Raw genomic sequence first — 18,846 nt, 5'->3', positions numbered from 1 at the left:
TTCTCACTCTCCGAAGCGATCGACCAAATGCGAGTTGGTGCCGTCGGCGTCGAGGGTGCGCGCCACCAGGTAGCCGGCACCCATCCACGCCCGCCGAGTCCATTTGCCGAAGGAGACCCGGGTGCCGGGCGCGCCGGAGGCGGCGGGCATCATCTTCACCCGCTCTAATGCCTCTTTGACGCCGCGCGGGCTGAGCGGGTGCGCATCGGTGAACGCGCGCACAAGTGTGGCGGCGACGTCACGGTTGACCACCGACACGCAATATTCGGGGCGGCTACCGTCGTACTTCTCGGCGTAACGATCGAGGAAGTCCTGGCCGACTCGATTCGCCTCGTCATACTGATCGACCCCGACCCAGCCCATGAATGCGTCCCACATGATCGGGTTCACCCACGCGTTCTGGAAAGCCGTGGTCGTGAATCGCGGCGGGTCCCAATCGACGGCCTGCAGCGCCGGGTTGATGAACACGATCCCGAAGCCGAAGCCCAGATGCACGATCGCTTCGGCCTTCGCATCGTGAAGGGTGCGGATGGCTTCATTGATGTCCTGCGCGGTTTGGGCGATCGCCGCTTCAGCAACGATGCGAATGCCATTGCGGCGGCAAGCGCTTCGCAGGTTCTTGAGGTAGCTCTCGCCGATCAGGTTCTGCTCGACGAGGACGCCGATCTCGGAGAGTCCGCGTTTGGCGACGAGGTCCGCGATGAAGATCGGCTCGTCGGTCATCGAACCCTGCGGGAAGGAGAACGTCCATTCGCCCAACCAGTCGTCGGTGCCGGTGACGCTGATGGCGGGGACCTTGAACCGTTCTTGGATCGCCTCGCGGGTGGGAACGCAGTTGTCGGTGATGTGCGGGCCGAACACCACGAGGCAGCCTTCGTCGACGAGCTCGCCGAAGGCATCGATCACGGCCTTGACCGACCCCTTCGGCAGCCCCTCCACTTCGCGGTAGATCATTTGCACCGGGCGATCGATCAGGCCCTGCTCGTGCGCTTCGTCGAAGACGAGGTCAAAGCATTGGGTGAAGGACGCCTTCAGTTCTTCGGGAAAGCCCGGCGGCAGCGTGAAGTCCATCAGGTAGCCGACCTTGATCGGCTCAGCAGTGCTTTCGTAGGACATCCGACCTCCCGGGTGGCGATCTCGTGCGCGCCGATCCGAAAACCTAATATTTGTTCAGACCCTAGCGGGGGCGGTTTAGACCGTCAATCATCGCGCCCCATCAACCCCGGATCCGCCCAGATAGATGTCGACCATCTCGCCCAACCCCTTGCCCACGGCCACGTCGTCGGTCAGTGGCCCGGCGATCGCCGCCCGGGCCGCCTCTTGCAGTGTCAGGCCCTCCGCGACGAGCCGGCCCGCCGCGATCAGCACGCGCGTCGAGGCGACCTCGCGCAACCCGCCGGTTTCCAGCCGGCGGATCGCCTGCCCGAAACGCACCAGCTCGGCTGCGGTCGCATCGTCGACACCCGACTCGTGCGCAACGATGGCCTCCTCGACATCTGCTGCGGGGAAACCGAATTCGATGGCGACCATGCGCTGACGCGTGGAATCCTTCAGGTCCTTGAGCACGCTTTGATAGCCGGGGTTGTAGGACACCACGAGGCCGAATCCGGGGGCCGCGTCCAGTGTGACACCGAGCCGTTCGATGGGCAGCTGGCGGCGGTGGTCCGCGAGTGGATGCAGCACCACGGTGGTGTCCTGACGGGCCTCCACCACTTCGTCCAGGTAGCAGATCGCGCCCTCGCGCACCGCCCGGGTGAGCGGACCGTCCACCCACACAGTCTCGTCGCCCTGCAGCAGATACCGACCGACCAGATCCGCGGTGGTGAGGTCGTCATGGCACGCGACGGTGATCAGCGGCCGGCCGAGGTCGAAGGCCATCGCCTCGACGAAGCGGGTCTTGCCGCACCCCGTCGGGCCCTTCAAGACGAGGGACAAACCCTGGCGGTACGCCGCCTTGAAGATTGCCTCTTCGCCGCCAATCGCCTTGTAGTAGGGCCGCACCGTGTCCGCCTCGGGGGTCACGCCGTTCCGGTAAGCGACTCCGGACTCGTCGGCCATTGCGTCCCCTCTGTCAGCCGCAGCACCGCGGTGTTTTCGAGCCTATCCGGAACAGATGTTTGTTTCAAGCCCGCTGAACAGCTGGTTTGGACACCCTTCGGTGAACCTCAGCCGATCGTAATGCGGACCGGAACAGCGGTCCGACCACGCCGGCGAGCTGATCGGGCCGCGCGATCGTCGCGTGCGCGGTACTGCCGAACACCCGGCGCAACGACTGCACATCGGTTCCCGCTCCGATCGTCAGACATACGCAGCCGGTGCCGCGGCGGCGCGCCTCGATCAGGGCGCGGCGCGCATCCGCGGCACCGTAAGCCCGCTCGTAACCGTGGTCGTACGCGAGCCCGTCGGACAACACCACCAACAGCCGCCGCGACGTGCCTCCGCGTGCCTCGAGCACCGCCGAGCCGTGGCGGATGGCCGCGCCGAGGCGGGAATACGCGCCGGGTTCGAGGCTGTTAAGCCGCTTCATGACCCGGGAGTCGAGATGGTCGTCAAACCGTTTGACGGGCACCATGTTCACCGCGCGCCGGCCCTGCGAGTAGTAGGCGTAGAGCGCGACCCGGTCGCCCAGATCGTGCAGTGCCACAGCGAGATTGGCGACCGCCGCACGCTGTTGTTCGTGCACCGTGCGTCCGACCGTTCCTGGCTCCGCCGCCGACCCCGACACGTCGAGCAGGAGCAGCACCGACAGGTCGCGTCGGCGCCGCAGGCTGTCGAGGTATACCGCCTCGTCGGGCACCGACCCGGCCAGCACCTCGACGCGAGCTTCGACCGCGGCGTCGATATCGATGTCGTCGCCCTGCGGCTGGCGGTGGCGGCGGTGCAGGCCCATCCCCAGTCGCGATAGCGGGCGCCGCACGCCGATGGCGGCATCGATCGCGTGGGTCGCCGATGGCTTGATTTCCCCCTCGATTTCGCGCACGGTGCACCACGCGGGCCGGTAGCTCCTGCGCGTGACATCCCATTCCGGATAGGTCACGCCGTCGACGTCGCTGTGGGTTTCGTGGTCGTCGACCTCCTCGCTCGCGGTTGACGCCAGCGAGGCGACGGCGTGCAGGCCGCGGTTGGCGGAGTTCGTCCGGTGCGTCGGGGTATCCGCGCCGGGCGGACCACCGCCGCTCCCGGTCTTACGCGCCGAAGACAGCATCTTCTTCAGCCACTTGCCGATGAAGCCGCCCCCGCCCACCGGGCTGGTGAACATGTCCGGGTCGTCGGAATCGTCGATCGCGCCGTCCTCTAGCTCCTCGAGTTGCTTCGCGCCGTCCCCGCGCGGGACATGAACGGCGTTGCGCCGGTCCTCGGGCTTGGCCGAACCCGCGGCCAGTACCTTCGCGGCACGGATCACCCCGAATTCCGGCGGCGGGTCGTCGATCGCCTCCCTGCCCTCGGCAATTCGCAGGGAATCGACGGCCGACCCGGTGCGACTCGCGACGTCTCGGTTGCCCATCGATGCCAGCGTGCCCGGCAGCAGATCGCTATTGGCGACCAATGCGCGATGACCCTCGATCGCCAGATACCGCTTGGCCAGCCGTGGGCGCCGGACCAGGGAACGCACCACGTCGGGGTCCAGGCTGCCGGCCGCGAGCATCGAGGCCTGGACGGCAACCGCTTCGAGTTTCGCGCGGGCCGGCGCGGAAGGATCCAGGTAAATCGTCTGGCCGTCGGTCCACGACGGCTCACCCGGTTGCAGTTCAGCCACCGCCACCGCGCTGCCCGCAAGGGCGGAGGCCAGCAGGCCGAAAACCTGCGGCTGGTCGCCAGGAGCGTCGCTCGGCACGCTCCACCTCCGAACCTTGGACCGCGTTGACCAAATATCTGTTCCAACGTAAAGTCCGGGGCTTGGCCCAGTCAATCGCACGAGGTAAACAAGAGAACGTGGATTTCTCCTACCCGGCTGAGGTGGAACAGTTCCGCGCCGAGCTGCGCGACTGGCTGTCCGCGAATCTGACCGACGAGCTGATCGCCGCCCGTCGCCCCTCCGGCCGCGACGACGCCACCTTCGCGATGCTGCGCGCCTGGAACCACACGATGGCCGACGCCGGCTGGGCGGCCGTGTCGTGGCCGCGCGAGTACGGTGGCCGCGGGGCGACGGTTCTGGAGCAGCTGGTCTACACCGAGGAAACCACGCGCGCTCGGGCACCGTTGCCGCTCAACGTCATTGGCATGAACAACATCGCGCCGGCGATCATGCAATACGGCACCGAGACGCAGAAGACGACGCTGCTCCCCCGCATGATGCGCGCGGACGACATCTGGTGCCAGGGGATGTCCGAGCCGGAAGCGGGATCCGACCTGGCCGCGCTGCGCACCCGCGCGGTGCGCGATGGGGACGACTTCGTCGTCAACGGACAGAAGATCTGGACCTCGCTGGGGCATCGCGCCGACTGGTGCCAGCTCTATGTGCGTACCGATCCGGAGGCCCCGAAACACAAAGGCATCTCGTGCCTGATCGTCGACATGACGCTGCCCGGCATCGAGGTCCGCCCGCTCGTCACCCTCAACGGCGACACCGATTTCGCCGAGATCTTCTTCCACGACGCGCGAGTTCCGGCGGACGCGCTGCTGGGCCCGCTGAACGGCGGCTGGCAGGTGGCCACCACCACGCTCAGCCACGAGCGCGCCGGGGCCGCACGGCTCTACGCCGAGATGCAGGTGCGGCTGGAGGAATTGGTGTCCGACTTCGCCGCCGCCGATGACGCGCAGGGCATCCTTCAAGACCCGGTGACACTGCGTCGCCTCGGCGAAATCGGGGTGCGCATCAAGTATCTCGAATTGCTGTGTCAGCGCTCGATTTCGGCGACGCTGCACGGCGGCTCGGACAAGACTGCCATGGGCTCGGCCAGTCTCGCCAAGAGTGTCTGGGGTGAGATCGGACAGGACATGGCCGCCCTGGCCTTCGACGTGCTGGGCACCGGCGGGGAGCAGCACCGGTGGGCTGACTACCGCCTGACGTCGCGCTCACTGACCATCGCCGGCGGCACGACCCAGATCAACAAGAACATCACCGCCCAACGCGTGCTCGGATTGCCGCGCCAATGAACCTCGAATTGAACGACGAGCAAGTCGCGCTCCGCGACACGGCGCGACACTTCCTCGCCGAGAAAGCCCCGATTTCTGGACACGTGCGCGCTCTACTCGACGACCCGACCGGTACCACCGGCGCCGTCTGGCGCGGCCTCGCCGACCTCGGAACGACCGGGCTGTTGGTGCCGACCGAGTACGGCGGCGCCGGCATGACGATGGTCGAAGCGGGCATCGTGGCCGAAGAGCTCGGCGCCGCCCTGCACCCGGGACCGTGGCTGTCGAGCGCGGTTGCCGCGCCGCGCGCGCTGGCCAGGCTCGGCGTTGGGGCCGAAGCGGCCGACCTTTTGACCGGGATCGCCGACGGAACCACGATCGTCGCCGTCGGACCGCTCGATCGCAATGACGCTGCGGTCAGCGCCGCCGGGCGCGACCGCGACGGCGTGCTGCGGGGCGAGGTCACCATATCCGACGCAGCCGCGGCGAACGTCCTGCTCGTACTCGCCGAGTACGAGAACGGGACCGGGCTTTTCGCGGTGAAGACCGACTCCGCCGGCATTTCGGTGGCCCCCCAGCGCGGTATCGACCAGACCCGCAAGCACTTTCGAGTCGCGCTCGATGACGCGCCCGCACACCGGCTGGCCACGTCGTCCCCGGACGCCGTTGCCGCGGTGGTCGACGACGTGCTCGTTGCCACGGCCGCCGACGCGCTCGGCGCCGCGCGGGCCGTGATGGACCTAGCCATCGAATATGCCAAGGTGCGAAAGCAGTTCGGTCAGGTCATCGGCTCGTTCCAGGCCATCCAGCATCTGTGCGTCGACATGTACGAAACGGTCGAGTTGGCCCGCAGCGGGGTGATCCACGCGTTGTGGGCGGCGGACCACGCCGATGCGCAGCAGCGCCATCTGGCAGCGTTGCGGGCAAAGGCGTTCGCCGGACGATTGGCCACCGTGGGCGATACCGCGATCCAGGTGTTCGGGGGCATCGGCTACACCTGGGAACACGATGCCCACCTCTACCTCAAACGGCTGCTGAGTTGGAGCGAGTTCCTTGGTGGCCCCGACGGCTATCTCACGGAACTCGGTGCGCGTCTTGCGAAAGACGCTGTCTCATGATCGATTTCACCGACCAGGTCGCGATCGTGACAGGAGCGGGCCGGGGGCTCGGCCGGCTGTATGCGCTGGAGCTGGCCCGACGTGGCGCCTCGGTGATCGTCAACGACCTGGGCGGCACGATGCACGGTGACGGGTCCGACGCCACGGTCGCGGACCAGGTCGTCGCCGAGATCGAAAGGGAGGGCGGCGTGGCCGTGGCCTCGCACGACTCGGTCGCCAGCCCGGAAGGCGGCGACGCGATCGTCGAGATGGCCCTCGCGCGCTTCGGCCGGCTCGACGCCGTGGTCAGTAATGCCGGGATTTTCAACAGCATTCCGTTCGACGAGCTGTCCGCGGACGACTGGCGCAAGATGCTCGGCGTGCATCTCGACGGCGGGTTTTACCTGAGCCAACCGGCGTACCGGGTGATGAAGCGGCAGCGCTATGGCCGCTTCGTGTTCATCTCCTCCTCGGGCGGCATGTTCGGCCAGCCGTTGGAAGCCCATTATGCGGCGGCCAAGGCCGGGCTGGTCGGGTTGTCGAACGTGATCGCGATCGAGGGCGCCGAGCACGGCATCCTCTCCAATACCGTGCTCCCGTTCGGCTTTTCGCGCATGGTGACCGAAACCGTGGGAGACCCGAAAGCCCTTGACGAAATTGGGTTCTTGGGCGTGATCAAGCCCGAGCTGGTCGTACCCATGGTTGTTTTCCTGGCGAGCCGGGCCTGCCAATTCAGCCACCAGAACTACTCGGCCTGCGCCGGTCGTTTCGCCCGTGTCTTCGTCGGCCTCGGCCAGGGCTGGCTCGCCGAGAAAGACAGCACCCCGACCGCCGACGACATCGATGCTCACCTTTCCGAAGTCTCGGCAACCGAACCGTTCACCGTGCCCGACTCGATCTTCGAGGAAGTCTTCGCCGTGGCGGCCCAGCTCGGCGTGGGCACCTGATGGACATCGAGTATTTGCTCACCGCAACCCGGTCCGCGCGCAAGTCGCTCGACCTGGACGCGCCCGTCGACATCGACGCCATTCGAGAGTGCCTGCGCATCGGGTTGCAGGCCGCCAACGGCTCGAACCAGCAGGCGTGGCGGTGGCTGGTGGTGACAGATCCCGTGTTGCGGGACACAATCGCCGAGCTGTACCGACAGGCTTATCTGCTCAGGGTCGGCGGCCACCTGCTCGCCGAGATGCTGCCGGCCGGAACGCCGGAGGGCCGGCTCATGTCGTCGACGGAGTGGTTGGTTGAGAACATGGCGCGGGTGCCGTTGTTGGTGATCCCCTGCTATCAGCCGTACCTGCCGCGCATCGACGGCGACGAGTCGTTTCACCAGGCCACGCTCTACGGATCGATCTTCCCGGCGGTGTGGAACTTTCAACTGGCGTTGCACACCCGCGGCTACGGAACGTGCGTTACGACATTGCACCTGCACCGCGAAGGCGAGATCCGGCAGCTGCTCGGCATTCCGCAGACGTACGTCCAGGGCTGCCTGCTGCCGGTGGGCCGCCTGAAGGCAGGGCACACGTTTCGGCCGGCCGCCAGGCGGCCCGTCGAGGAGGTGGTCGCGCGCGATCGCTGGGACGGCCCCAGCCTTTAGAATGGGTCCATCACCGCTGTATGCAGCGAATTCATTCGAGGAAGTCTGATAGCCTTTAACAAAGATTTGGTTCGGCGGGAGGACGAATGGCCAAGGCCGAATCATTGGCTGCCAGGCGACCGGTGGATCGTTTGGACCACGGCGGCACGGACGATTCCGGAACGCGACGCACCGAGATCCTGCAGACCGCTGCGTCGCTGATCGCCTCCTCGGGACTGCGGACGTCGTTGCAGGAAATCGCCGACGCGGCAGGCATTCTCCCCGGCAGCCTCTATCACCATTTCGAGTCCAAAGAGGCGATCCTCGTCGAGTTGATACGCCGGTATCAGGACGATTTGAACCGCATCGGGCTGGCGGCCCAGGCGAGACTTGACGAACCCGACTCGAAGCCGGTCGCGGAGCAGATCATCCAGTTGGGATCCGCGATCGCCAATTGCGCCGTGCAACACGGGGCGGCCCTGCAGATGTCGTTCTACGAGGGGCCGAGCGCGGATCCCGAGCTGATGAAGCTAACCCAGCAGCAGCCCACCGCGATTCAGCAGGCGATGCTGCAGACGCTGCGCGCCGGCCGGTGGAGCGGCTACATCAAACAAGACATCGATCTTCCCACGCTGGCCGACCGCATCTGCCAGACCATGCTGCAGGTCGGGCTCGACGTCATGCGCCACACCGCTCCCGCCGACCAGGTGGCCGAGCTGCTGTGCCGAATCATCTTGCAAGGGTTGGCGGCCCGGCCATATACCGATTCGGCGTTGGACCGGTCCAACGCTTTCAAGGCCGCCAGTGACGTGATCGAGACGTGGGCCGACGACAGCGAGGCCGATCCCAGCGACAAGGCGGCCCACATCCGGGCCGTGGCACGAACGGAGTTCGGCCGCAAGGGATACGAAGTCACCACCATCCGGGACATCGCCTCGGCCGCGGGCATGGGTACCGGGACCGTGTATCGCGTGATCGGATCCAAGGACGAGCTCCTCGCGTCGATCATGGAGTCATTCGGCAGGAAGGTTGAGGCGGGATGGGTCAGCGTGCTGCGTTCGGATGCCACCCCCGTCGAAAAGCTGGACGCGCTCAGCTGGGTCAACGTCAATGCGCTGGACCGGTTTTCCGACGAGTTCCGGATTCAGCTTGCCTGGATGCGGCAATCCCCGCCGAACACTCCCAACCCCGGTTGGCTGTACGCAACGCGGCTTCGCCAGATGAAATCACTGCTCTCCGAAGGAATCCGGTCGGGTGAGATCCGCATCGACGCCGGCTCCACCGCGATGCTGGCGCGGTGCGTCATCGGCCTGCAGTGGATACCGGAGAACATCCTTCGCGCCGTCGGCCGTCGGGCGGCGCTGGTGCACGCCCGCGACACCTTCCTGCGTGGTGTTGCCGTGCGCGGCAAGTAAGGCCGCCAATCCGGACCCGGTATTGAGCCAAATAACTGTTACCCATACAGTTGAGCAGTTAGAACCGGGTTGGCAGTTACGGAGAAGGGGATTTCCATGACCATTGTCGATCGGCTGCGCTACGACGGCAAGCGCGCGCTCGTTGTCGGTGGCGCGACAGGCATGGGCGCCGCGGCGGCCAAGTCGGCGGGCGAGCTCGGCGCCGAGGTCATCGTGATGGACTACGCGCCGGTGAACTACGACGTCGCCAAGTCCATCCAGGTTGACCTGCGCGATCCCGCGTCGATTGACGCCGCGCTCGAGCAGCTGGACGGCCCGGTCCACGCCGTGTTCTCGGCCGCCGGCATCGCCGAGGGAACCACGGACCTGATGGCAATCAACTTCCTCGGCCACCGCTACCTGCTCGAACGCCTGCTCGAGAAGAACCAGCTTCCCTCGGGTGCGGCAATCTGCTTCATCTCCTCGGTCGCCGGCATGGGCTGGGAGAACGACTTGGACTTGCTGAACGAGTTCCTGGCCACGCCGGACTTCGCGACGGCACAGGAGTGGGTGAAAGCGCACGAATCGGAAGGCATCATCCACTACGGCTTTTCCAAGAAGGTCGTCAACGCCTATGTGGCCACCCAGGGCTACCCGCTGCTGAAGAAGGGCATCCGCATCAACGCGATCTGCCCGGGTCCCACCGACACCCCGCTGGCCCAGGCCAACGCCGACCTCTGGCTCACCTTCGCGCAGGACTACCGCGACGAGACCGGCTCCAAGGTGCACACGCCGGAGCAAATGGGCGATGTCATGTGCTTCCTCAACAGCGCCGCCGCGTTCGGCATCAGCGGGATCACGCTGCTGGTGGACTACGGGCACACGATGGCGTCGCTCACTGGCGCCTACCCGCCCGGAAAGCCGATCATCGACCTGATCATGGGGCGGGTAAAACTCTGACGGCGGCAGGTGGTGGGTCAGTGCGGCCGGCCCACCATCCCCTAGGGTGCCGGCGCCTCGTTAGGGGGCACACCCAATGACGCGGCACGTGGGGTTGTCCGCCGTCGGTGGGGGATTCGTTCCGTCGTAAAGATCGCTGGGCAGCTTGCCGTCATAGGGAACATTGCCCTTCCCGTTGACCCAGTAATAGGTGTGGCAGACATTCCAGTCCCAGCCGTAATGTGGGCCTGGCCCCGTCGGGTAGTAGATGGAATCCCCTGGGCACCAGTGATGTGGGCCGGGTCCTTGCGCCTGGGCGATGCCTGCGCCCAGCCCGCCACCGGCAAACAGCAACGTCGCCGTCGCTAGCCCTGTGATTCCTCGTCGTAGGCTGCGGGTGCTGTTCATGTCGCGTTTCTCCTTGTTCAGCGCGGCCTCCCCGGCGGGCGGCAGGGGGTGTTACCGCATTTTTGCTGACTCAAAATTTGCACCGCCTGCGTTGCTACCGATCCCAACATCGCGGACCAGCTTTCTCACCCTGACCCACGACACGGCAGTACCGTCGGGGCATGGCACGCATCGTCATCATCGGCGGCCACGGCAAGGTCGCGCTGCAGCTGGCCCACATCCTCTCCGAGCGCGGCGACGAGGTGACCTCGGTCTTCCGCAATCCCGAGCACTCCGACGACGTCGCGGCCACCGGCGCCCAGCCGGTGGTGGCCGATATCGAGCAGCTGGATACCCCCGCGCTCGCCGAACTGCTGAGCGGGCACGACGCGGTCGTCTTCTCCGCCGGAGCCGGTGGTGGCAATCCGGCGCGCACCTATGCCGTCGACCGCGACGCCGCGATCCGGGTTATCGATGCGGCCGGGCAGGCGGGCGTGCCGCGGTTCGTGATGGTGTCGTACTTCGGTGCCGGTTCGGATCATGGTGTATCGCACGATAATCCGTTCTTTCCGTACGCCGAGGCCAAGGCCGCCGCCGATGCCCATCTGCGCTCCAGCGCGCTGGACTGGACGGTGCTGGGACCGGGCCGGCTCACCCTCGAACCCGCCACCGGCCGGATCGCGATCGGCAAGGGCAATGGTGAGGTGTCGCGAGCCGACGTCGCGCTTGTCGTCGCGGCCGCGCTGGCAGACGACTCCACCATCCGCCGCACCATCGGATTCAACAATGGCGAAGTGCCCATCGCGAAGGCGCTGGCCGACTGACGCGCCGGCATCGAGCGAGGCAGGTTAGACACGCGTCGCGAGCGGGAACCCGGTGAAAGTCCGGGACAGTCCCGTAGCGGTATGCAGGAACGACCGCCGTCGCAACGCACTGATTTCAAAGAGACCGGGAAGCGACGGCCAGTAGGAGCACTACGACTATGGGCGCCTGCGAGTCCGAAAACCTGCCGACTGTGCCGGGCGCGCCGCGTCCGGCGGGCTCATCGCCTCCTGGAATGGGCGTTTGGCCCCGGCCGTTGCGGTTGGTGTGCCAAACCGTCGAATGAAGGACGACATCGTGACTCACTTCGTAAGTAGTCAACCATTCACCGCCACGGTTACCGGCTCGCCGCGCATCGGCCCGAAACGCGAACTCAAGCGCGCGACCGAAGGCTACTGGGCCGGACGCACCAGCCGATCGGAATTGGAGTCCGTCGCCGCCACATTGCGCCACGACATGTGGGCAAGCCTGGCGGCCGCCGGCCTGGATTCGGTGCCGGTGAACACCTTCTCGTACTACGACCAGATGCTCGACACGGCCGTCATGCTCGGCGCCCTACCGGCCAGGGCCGCGAATGTGCCCGACGAGCTCGACCGATACTTCGCCGCCGCGCGCGGCAATGACGAGGTCGCGCCGCTGGAGATGACCAAGTGGTTCGACACCAACTACCACTACCTGGTTCCCGAGATCGAGCCCGCAACCCGGTTCGCGCTGAACCCGGACAAGGTCCTTTCCGAGCTGAAAGAGGCGCTCGGACAAGGCATTCCGGCGCGTCCGGTCGTCATCGGACCGGTGACCTTCCTGCTGTTGAGCAAGGGCGTCAACGGCGGGGATGCACCGATCGGGCGGCTGCGGGAGCTGGTCCCGATCTACTCCGAGCTGCTGTCGCTGCTCGCCGACAACGGCGCGCAGTGGGTGCAGTTCGACGAGCCGGCGCTGGTAACCGACATCTCCCCCGACGCGCCCGCGCTGGCCGAGGCCGTCTACAACGCGCTGGGCTCGGCGAGCAACCGCCCCGCGATCCACGTCGCGACCTACTTCGGCGACCCGGGCGCGTCCCTGGCGGGACTCGCCCGCACACCCATTGAGGCGATCGGCGTCGACCTGGTCGCCGGCACCGAGACGGCCGCGGCCGGCATCCCGGAATTGGTCGGCAAGACCCTGGTGGCGGGCATCGTCGACGGACGCAATGTCTGGCGCACCGACCTGGAGGCGGCGCTGGGCAAACTGGCGACCCTGCTCGGCTCGGCGGCCAACGTCGCGGTATCGACGTCGTGCTCGACGATGCACGTGCCGTACTCGCTGGAGCCGGAAACCGAGCTCGACGACGCCCTGCGCGGCTGGCTGGCCTTCGGGCGGGAGAAGGTCGCCGAGGTGGTGACGCTGGCGCGGGCGCTGCACGACGGACGCGACACCGTCGCCGACGAGATCGCGGCGTCCAACGCCGCCGTGGCCTCCCGTCGCGGCGACCCGCGGCTGCACAACGGACAAGTCCGGGCCCGGATCGACTCGATCGTCGCGTCGGGCACCCATCGCGGTGACGCGGCCGCCCGCCGCGCGAGCCAGGAGGCGCGGCTACAGCTGCCCCCGCTGCCGACCACGACGATCGGCTCGTACCCGCAGACGTCGGCAATCCGCAAGGCACGCGCGGCCTTTCGGGCCGGTGAGATCGACGAGGCCGAGTACGTCGGCAAGATGCGCAAGGAGATCGCCGACGTCATCGCGCTGCAGGAGCAACTCGGCCTGGACGTGCTGGTGCACGGTGAGCCGGAGCGCAACGACATGGTGCAGTACTTCGCCGAGCAGCTCGAGGGCTTCTTCGCCACCCAGAACGGCTGGGTGCAGTCCTACGGCAGCCGCTGCGTGCGCCCGCCGATCCTTTACGGCGACGTGGTGCGCACCCATCCGATGACGGTCGAGTGGATCACGTATGCGCAGTCGCTGACCGACAAGCCGGTGAAGGGGATGTTGACGGGGCCTGTCACGATCCTGGCGTGGTCGTTCGTCCGCGACGACCAGCCGCTGGCCGATACCGCCAACCAAGTGGCCCTGGCGATTCGGGACGAGACCGTGGATCTGCAGGACGCCGGTATCGCGGTCATCCAGGTCGACGAGCCGGCGTTGCGCGAGCTACTGCCGTTGCGTCGCGCCGAGCAGGACGAGTACTTGCGTTGGGCCGTAGGCGCTTTCCGGTTGGCCACGTCCGGGGTAGCCGACTCGACGCAGATCCACACGCACCTGTGCTACTCGGAGTTCGGCGACGTCATCGGCGCCATCGCCGACCTCGACGCCGACGTCACGTCCATCGAGGCGGCGCGCTCACACATGGAGGTACTGGACGACCTGAACGCCGCCGGCTTCGCCAACAGCGTAGGTCCGGGCGTCTATGACATCCACTCGCCGCGGGTGCCGAGCGAACGCGAAATGGCCGAGTCGTTGCGTGCGGCGCTGCGCGCCGTTCCGGCGCAACGGCTTTGGGTCAATCCCGACTGCGGGCTGAAGACCCGCAACGTCGACGAGGTCACCGCGTCGCTGCGGAACATGGTCGCCGCCGCGCGGGAAGTCCGGGCGTCGGCCTAGGTTGACGCGGCAGTCCCGGACAGCACCTGGACCGGGACGTCGTCGGCCCACGGTTGCCGGGTCACCATGTCGGCGACCCGGACGATGCCGCGCTCGAATTCGCCTGTGGCGGCGTCGACTAGGCGATATTCCTGGGTCTGCTTGTGGATCGGCTGCGCGTCGAGCAGGACCACGCGCACCTCGCCCGGCTCGAAGTGACAGCGCTCCTGCATCGCGGTGATCAGTTGTTCGTTGTGCATGTGGCCGTCGCCGAAGTTCCAGCCGATGGCGGTGCTGCAGATGCGCTCGCCATCGGTGATGACATAGTCGTCCTCGTTCTGGCCGGCCATCGCGCGGTGCGCCAACGTGAACAGCGCGCGGCCATGCGTGTTGAATCCGCGGAACGCATAGCCCATGTAGATCGGGATCTGCGCGGCTTCCGGGCTGCCGTAGAACCGCTCCAGCTGCGCCTGCGGCATGCTGGCGATCGCCACGATGCCCCGGCTGATCTTGTCGTTGGCCGAAGGCTTGATGCACCACAGCGTGGTGTCCCAGTTTCCGGCGTAATAGCGCATGCCCGGCAGGAACGAGATCTTGCGCGGGAACATGTTGCCCAGCGCGACGATTCCCGCGATGACGACGAACAGGATCGCTACCGGCACAGGGTGTTTCAGATCGCCCAAGCCCAAGCGGGCATGCGCGACGAACAACGACAACACCCCGAAGATCATGAAGACGTTCCACTCCAGCGGCACCCCCATGGGGATGGACACCAGGATTCCCAGGTGGAAGCACACCATGACGATGGCCGCGATCGTGGTCGGCCAGCCGCCGTGGCAGAAGAACAGCGGCAGCGGGACCAACATCTCGATGGCGGTGCTCAGGTGAGCGAGCAGCCGCGACAGCAGCCCGGGCCGCAGGTCGTCCGGGAACTTCTCGAAGAAGCGCCGTTTCAGCCATCGGGGCCGCATCAGCGGGTTGTTGGACATCATCGTGGAGATCACGAACGGGAAGTGCTTGTTGAGCTTCGACGTCGCCGCGCCCATCCAGATCACCAGAAACACCAGCTTCGCGGCGACGATCATGTCGACGCCCCCGAATAAGAACGTCACCGTCAAGGTCACGTACACCTCGCCGCGAGCGGCGAGAAAGATCACCTTGTCGCGTAGCCCCAGCACGCCGACGAGGAGCAGGATCGTCACGATTTCCCACGTCGGGAGCAGCCCGATCGTCGTGCCGAGCTCGGGCACCGGCCCGGTACCGTCCGAGAAGAGCGCCCGCAGCGTCACCAGCAACAGCAGCGCGTACAGCGCGACATCGAACGGGGTGCGCTTGGTGCCGCTGGTCCCCGGCACGCGATCGGGCCACGGTGGCAACCGGATGGTGCCGAACCGCATCCAGTACAGGATCGAGCCCAGGGGTGGGAAGAACCGGTTGTTCAGCGGACCGAAGCCGCAGCCCAGCCCGATCACCTCGAAGAGCATCGTGTAGAGCACGACCTTCTCGAACACGATCGGTTCCGACCACCACGACGCGACGTTGGTGAACCCGCCGATTCCGTTGGTGGCCGAGGCAAACAACCACGCGAAAAGGATGTAGAGAAGGATTTTGACGACGTAGAACAGGTGCAGCGCGACGGGTGTGCCGAAGCCCACCTCGGCCCAGTGCTTGGCCATCGGGCGGATCTTCTCGCTGCGGGTGCCCTTGCTCCACTCGGCCATGTCGATCTGCGGCAGATCAGGCTTGAGAAATCCCATGGTTTGACAGATTAGAACGCGTTCTAGGCGCATGGCTTGGGTAGGGGCAAGAATCCTTTGCCTGCGGCTCTTTCGCCGGATACGGTGAGGTCGGGTCGGCATGTCCTGGGGAGACATCCATCATGAGCAAATTTCGATACGGCATCGCGGCGCTGATCGCTGCCGTGGCACCGGTCGCATTCGCCGCGGCGGGCGGTACCGCTCGCGCCGACCCACCGGCACCCGGAGATACGTGCAGGGTATTGCACGCAACCACCAAAGACGTCAATGCCCGGATGATGTGGTGCAACCCGACGATGACCGGCGACCACACGCTGGTGTGGCAGTACGGCGGACCCTCCACGCCTTAGCCCGACCGCTCGAGTGTGCGCAAACGGCTTCGAGTGTGAGCCCACGGCGGCGACACGCCGGGCGGATTCACCCACGATTCACACTCAAAGCCAAGGCAGCACAATCGAACTCAGCCGAAGATCCCCGGCGGGATGACCGGCGCCGTCTGCAGTACCCGCGGGTCGATCACCACGTTCAGCGCATCCACGGCCTCGAGCTCGGCCAGCGATTCCACCGCGGACAGAAACCGGCGCTGCTCGGCGGGGTCGACGATGCCGTCGGCGAGGTCGGAGAACTTCTGCACATACTGCGGGCGCCGAAAAGGCCGCGCCCCCAATGGATGTGCGTCGGCGACGGCCAGCTCGTCACAGATCACCTCGCCGCTCTTGAGGGTCACCTCCGCCCGGGCGCCGAAGGCCGGATCCGTCGAGTGGTACCGGCGGGTCCATTCTTGGTCTTCGACGGTGGAGATCTTGCGCCACAGCTCGACGGTGTCGCGCCGGTGGGCACGCTCCGGCGCGTAGGAGCGTTCGTGATGCCAGGCGCCGTCCTGCAGTGCGACGGCAAAGATATAGGGCAGCGAGTGGTCGAGCGTTTCCCGTGACGCGTCGGGATCGAACTTTTGCGGATCCCCAGATCCCGTCCCGATCACCACGTGGGTGTGGTGGCTGGTGTGCAGCACGATCGAGGCGACCTCGTCGAGATCGCCTAGGCGCTGGCGCAGCCGCCGTGCCATGTCGATCGGCGCCTGACTCTGGTACTCCGCCGAATGCTCCTTGGTGTAGCTGTCCAGGATGGCCCGCTTCGGCTCGCCGGGAGCGGGCAGCGGCACGTGATACTCGCGCTCGGGTCCACCCAGCAGCCAGGCGATCACGCCGTCCTCGCCCTCCCAAATCGGCGCCGGTGAGCGCTCGCCGCGCATCGCCCGGTCGACCGCCTCGATGGCGATCTTTCCGGCGTGCGCCGGCGCGAACGCCTTCCAGCTGGAGATCAGGCCCTTGCGGGATTGGCGGGTGCTCGTTGTCAGGTGCAGCGCTTGTCCGATCGCGTGGTAAATGGTCTCGGTGTCCAGCCGAAGCATGGTTCCCAGACCGGCGGCCACCGAGGGTCCGAGATGCGCGACATGGTCAATCTTGTGCTCGTGCAAGCAGATTCCGCGCGACAGGCCGATCTGGATTTCGTATGCGGTCGCCACGCCGCGCATCAGGTCGGCACCGGGCACGCCGAGCTGCTGCGCCACCGCGACGAGTGGCGGGATGTTGTCGCCGGGATGAGAGTATTCCGCGGCCAGAAACGTGTCGTGGAAGTCGAGCTCGCGCACGGCGACGCCGTTGGCCCACGCCGCCCATTCGGCCGAATAACCGCCCCCGACGCCGAAGACCGCAGCCCCCGGCCGCGCGGGATGCGCCAGCGCCTGCATGCGGGCCACGGCGACCGGACGGCGCAGCACGGCCGCGGCGCTGACGGCGGCGTTGTCGATGATCCGATTCGCCACCATCTCCGCGGTATCCGGCTCGACGGCAACCGGATCGGCGGCGACCTCGGCGATCTTGGCGGCCAGATGTTCGGCGCGCGGAAAGTCATCGGAGCTACGCCGCGTCCGAACGGTATGCACCAACATGAGCCGCACCCTATGCAAAGCCGGTTGCGGGTCAATATTCGAACTGGACGTTTGCCGATTTGTCACAATTGCTCCCCCGACCGGAGTTTGATGCTGAGCTATCTCCGAAGGGAGGTGCGAAGCGTGTCCCGATTCGCGTCGTGGCTGGCTCGGGCTGATCAGTTCGACTGGATCACGGATATCTTGCGCGACCGCGGGCTGCTTCGCGCGACGCAGTGGACCCTGGCCGTCATCTCCCTGATATCGGCGCTTGTCCCGGTGACCTCACTGCTCAGCACGCATCACCGCACCGCCGGGGTCGTGCTCATCAATGCGACCGCGGCAGGGTTCGTCGTTGCGGTAAGTGTCTTCTGGTTGACGCGCTGGCCGACCCGGATCCAATCGGAAATCTTCGGGGTTGTCGCCGCGACATGCATCGCCGGGTGGAGCCTGACCCAGCCAACCGCCGCCCTGGCGGCAGTGGGCTGCAGCGCTCTGGCGATTAATAGCGGATATGTCGCGCTGTTTCACAGCAATAGACTTCTGGTGTTCAACGTCGGCTTGGCGGTCACAGTCTCTGTCGTGGCTGCCGTGCACCTGGCTCGCGAGAGCGACACCGGAACGGGAATCGCCGCGTTTTGGGTGATCTCAATGCTCAACTTGTCGGTCCCCCTGGCGATGCGCGGGATGTCGCGCGCAATGGGGACATACGCAGTACGCGCCGACGAAGACGCGCTGACCGGCCTGTTCAACCGTAGAGGGTTCATCGCCGCGCTCACCCGCAGACTGACCAATCCACACGCTGACACGACCCATCTGACCATGGTCATGATCGACCTCGACGCGTTCAAACGCATTAATGACACCTTCGGTCACGCCGCGGGTGACCGCGCGCTGATCGCCGTCGCCGGCGTGTTGCGGCAGCAAGTGTCGCCGACGGCATTGGTTTGCCGCGCGGGCGGGGAAGAGTTCCTCATCGCCGCCACTAGCCCGTCGCCGGACGCCGAGCCAATCTCGGCGCGATTGCGTGCCGCCATCGCCGAGCTTCCCCTGGGACTGACGGCCAGCATCGGTACGGCGACCGCCGAACTACCCCCGATGGGCACATTCGACGCACTCGGACTCATTGAAAAACTCATCGACGTCGCCGACAGCGCGATGTACACGGCCAAACGATGCGGTGGCAATCGGGCCCATCACCTGTGAGCGGCCGCGGCCCGCAACCGGTCCGGAAGTCAAACCGTCGAGCAACCCGAGAAATCCGGGTAAACACGCCACGTCGCGCGCCGCTATCGGTGTAGTTTGCTGCTGG

The 18,846-nt window shown here is 66.4% G+C and carries 15 protein-coding genes and 1 riboswitch; of the genes, 10 read left to right on the top strand and 5 right to left on the bottom strand.

Features of this window, described 5'->3' with window-relative positions; all coding sequences use genetic code 11:
* Nucleotides 1-3: 3 nt before the first annotated feature.
* From A5744_RS06295 to A5744_RS06285, 3 genes are all read right to left on the bottom strand, one after another.
* Nucleotides 4-1,116: an ABC transporter substrate-binding protein gene (locus tag A5744_RS06295; RefSeq protein ID WP_076059348.1), complete on the bottom strand. Its 1,113-nt coding sequence runs from the start codon at nt 1,114-1,116 to the stop codon at nt 4-6.
* Between the two features lie 87 nt (nt 1,117-1,203).
* On the bottom strand, nt 1,204-2,058 hold the full coding sequence (locus A5744_RS06290) for a CbbQ/NirQ/NorQ/GpvN family protein (protein WP_076059346.1): 855 nt from the start codon (nt 2,056-2,058) through the stop codon (nt 1,204-1,206).
* Nucleotides 2,059-2,122: 64 nt separating this feature from the next.
* Nucleotides 2,123-3,835, bottom strand: a complete 1,713-nt coding sequence (locus tag A5744_RS06285; RefSeq protein WP_076059344.1) for a VWA domain-containing protein — start codon at nt 3,833-3,835, stop codon at nt 2,123-2,125.
* A 98-nt stretch (nt 3,836-3,933) separates the two neighbouring features.
* Between A5744_RS06285 and A5744_RS06280 the strand changes: the two genes are divergently transcribed.
* The 8 genes from A5744_RS06280 to metE all read left to right on the top strand — a co-directional run bounded on the left by A5744_RS06280 (nt 3,934) and on the right by metE (nt 13,868).
* Nucleotides 3,934-5,097: an acyl-CoA dehydrogenase family protein gene (locus A5744_RS06280; RefSeq protein ID WP_076059343.1), complete on the top strand. Its 1,164-nt coding sequence runs from the start codon at nt 3,934-3,936 to the stop codon at nt 5,095-5,097.
* Complete coding sequence (locus tag A5744_RS06275) at nt 5,094-6,194, top strand: acyl-CoA dehydrogenase family protein (RefSeq protein WP_076059341.1); 1,101 nt, start codon at nt 5,094-5,096, stop codon at nt 6,192-6,194. Before A5744_RS06280 ends, A5744_RS06275 begins: the two co-directional genes overlap by 4 nt.
* Complete coding sequence (locus A5744_RS06270) at nt 6,191-7,120, top strand: SDR family NAD(P)-dependent oxidoreductase (RefSeq protein WP_076059339.1); 930 nt, start codon at nt 6,191-6,193, stop codon at nt 7,118-7,120. Before A5744_RS06275 ends, A5744_RS06270 begins: the two co-directional genes overlap by 4 nt.
* On the top strand, nt 7,120-7,767 hold the full coding sequence (locus A5744_RS06265; RefSeq protein ID WP_076059337.1) for a nitroreductase family protein: 648 nt from the start codon (nt 7,120-7,122) through the stop codon (nt 7,765-7,767). Before A5744_RS06270 ends, A5744_RS06265 begins: the two co-directional genes overlap by 1 nt.
* Before the next feature lie 86 nt (nt 7,768-7,853).
* Nucleotides 7,854-9,161, top strand: a complete 1,308-nt coding sequence (locus A5744_RS06260) for a TetR/AcrR family transcriptional regulator (RefSeq protein WP_076059336.1) — start codon at nt 7,854-7,856, stop codon at nt 9,159-9,161.
* A gap of 96 nt (nt 9,162-9,257) precedes the next feature.
* Nucleotides 9,258-10,100, top strand: a complete 843-nt coding sequence (locus A5744_RS06255) for an SDR family oxidoreductase (protein WP_076059334.1) — start codon at nt 9,258-9,260, stop codon at nt 10,098-10,100.
* Nucleotides 10,101-10,648: 548 nt separating this feature from the next.
* Entirely contained in the window at nt 10,649-11,290 is a 642-nt protein-coding gene (locus A5744_RS06245) for an SDR family oxidoreductase (protein ID WP_076059330.1), read from the top strand.
* Between the two features lie 4 nt (nt 11,291-11,294).
* Nucleotides 11,295-11,495, top strand: a riboswitch (cobalamin riboswitch).
* A gap of 90 nt (nt 11,496-11,585) precedes the next feature.
* The gene (gene metE, locus A5744_RS06240) at nt 11,586-13,868 is read left to right on the top strand and encodes a 5-methyltetrahydropteroyltriglutamate--homocysteine S-methyltransferase (RefSeq protein ID WP_240562981.1); all 2,283 of its coding nucleotides are present in this window, start codon (nt 11,586-11,588) and stop codon (nt 13,866-13,868) included.
* Here the strand turns inward: metE and A5744_RS06235 are convergent.
* Nucleotides 13,865-15,604, bottom strand: a complete 1,740-nt coding sequence (locus A5744_RS06235) for a DUF3556 domain-containing protein (RefSeq protein WP_076059327.1) — start codon at nt 15,602-15,604, stop codon at nt 13,865-13,867. The genes metE and A5744_RS06235 overlap by 4 nt on opposite strands.
* Before the next feature lie 122 nt (nt 15,605-15,726).
* On the opposite strand from A5744_RS06235, the gene A5744_RS06230 reads away from it, so the two are divergent.
* Complete coding sequence (locus A5744_RS06230; protein ID WP_076059325.1) at nt 15,727-15,954, top strand: hypothetical protein; 228 nt, start codon at nt 15,727-15,729, stop codon at nt 15,952-15,954.
* 110 nt (nt 15,955-16,064) lie between these two features.
* On the opposite strand, the gene prpD is transcribed toward A5744_RS06230, so the two are convergent.
* Nucleotides 16,065-17,555, bottom strand: a complete 1,491-nt coding sequence (gene prpD, locus A5744_RS06225) for a 2-methylcitrate dehydratase PrpD (protein WP_139331255.1) — start codon at nt 17,553-17,555, stop codon at nt 16,065-16,067.
* Here prpD and A5744_RS06220 point away from each other — a divergent pair.
* Nucleotides 17,496-18,740 carry a GGDEF domain-containing protein gene (locus A5744_RS06220; protein WP_083679213.1) on the top strand — a complete coding sequence of 415 codons (1,245 nt, stop codon included), beginning with the start codon at nt 17,496-17,498 and terminating at the stop codon, nt 18,738-18,740. The two genes, prpD and A5744_RS06220, sit on opposite strands and share 60 nt — an antisense overlap.
* Nucleotides 18,741-18,846: the final 106 nt, after the last annotated feature.

Origin of the sequence: Mycobacterium sp. IS-1264, from assembly GCF_001954195.1 — a bacterium.
GTDB lineage: Bacteria > Actinomycetota > Actinomycetes > Mycobacteriales > Mycobacteriaceae > Mycobacterium.
The sequence above is the reverse complement of the archived record's forward strand: the minus strand, read 5'-3'. Positions and strand labels throughout refer to the sequence as shown.

Bases quoted from the DNA above. Each gene is read 5' to 3' on its own strand.
- A5744_RS06295 (WP_076059348.1), bottom strand. From the start codon at position 1,116: ATGTCCTACGAAAGCACTGCTGAGCCGATCAAGGTCGGCTACCTGATG.
- A5744_RS06290 (WP_076059346.1), bottom strand. From the start codon at position 2,058: ATGGCCGACGAGTCCGGAGTCGCTTACCGGAACGGCGTGACCCCCGAG.
- A5744_RS06275 (WP_076059341.1), top strand. From the start codon at position 5,094: ATGAACCTCGAATTGAACGACGAGCAAGTCGCGCTCCGCGACACGGCG.
- A5744_RS06270 (WP_076059339.1), top strand. From the start codon at position 6,191: ATGATCGATTTCACCGACCAGGTCGCGATCGTGACAGGAGCGGGCCGG.
- A5744_RS06265 (WP_076059337.1), top strand. From the start codon at position 7,120: ATGGACATCGAGTATTTGCTCACCGCAACCCGGTCCGCGCGCAAGTCG.
- A5744_RS06260 (WP_076059336.1), top strand. From the start codon at position 7,854: ATGGCCAAGGCCGAATCATTGGCTGCCAGGCGACCGGTGGATCGTTTG.
- A5744_RS06255 (WP_076059334.1), top strand. From the start codon at position 9,258: ATGACCATTGTCGATCGGCTGCGCTACGACGGCAAGCGCGCGCTCGTT.
- A5744_RS06245 (WP_076059330.1), top strand. From the start codon at position 10,649: ATGGCACGCATCGTCATCATCGGCGGCCACGGCAAGGTCGCGCTGCAG.
- A5744_RS06235 (WP_076059327.1), bottom strand. From the start codon at position 15,604: ATGGGATTTCTCAAGCCTGATCTGCCGCAGATCGACATGGCCGAGTGG.
- A5744_RS06230 (WP_076059325.1), top strand. From the start codon at position 15,727: ATGAGCAAATTTCGATACGGCATCGCGGCGCTGATCGCTGCCGTGGCA.
- A5744_RS06220 (WP_083679213.1), top strand. From the start codon at position 17,496: ATGTTCGGCGCGCGGAAAGTCATCGGAGCTACGCCGCGTCCGAACGGT.
- prpD (WP_139331255.1), bottom strand. From the start codon at position 17,555: ATGTTGGTGCATACCGTTCGGACGCGGCGTAGCTCCGATGACTTTCCG.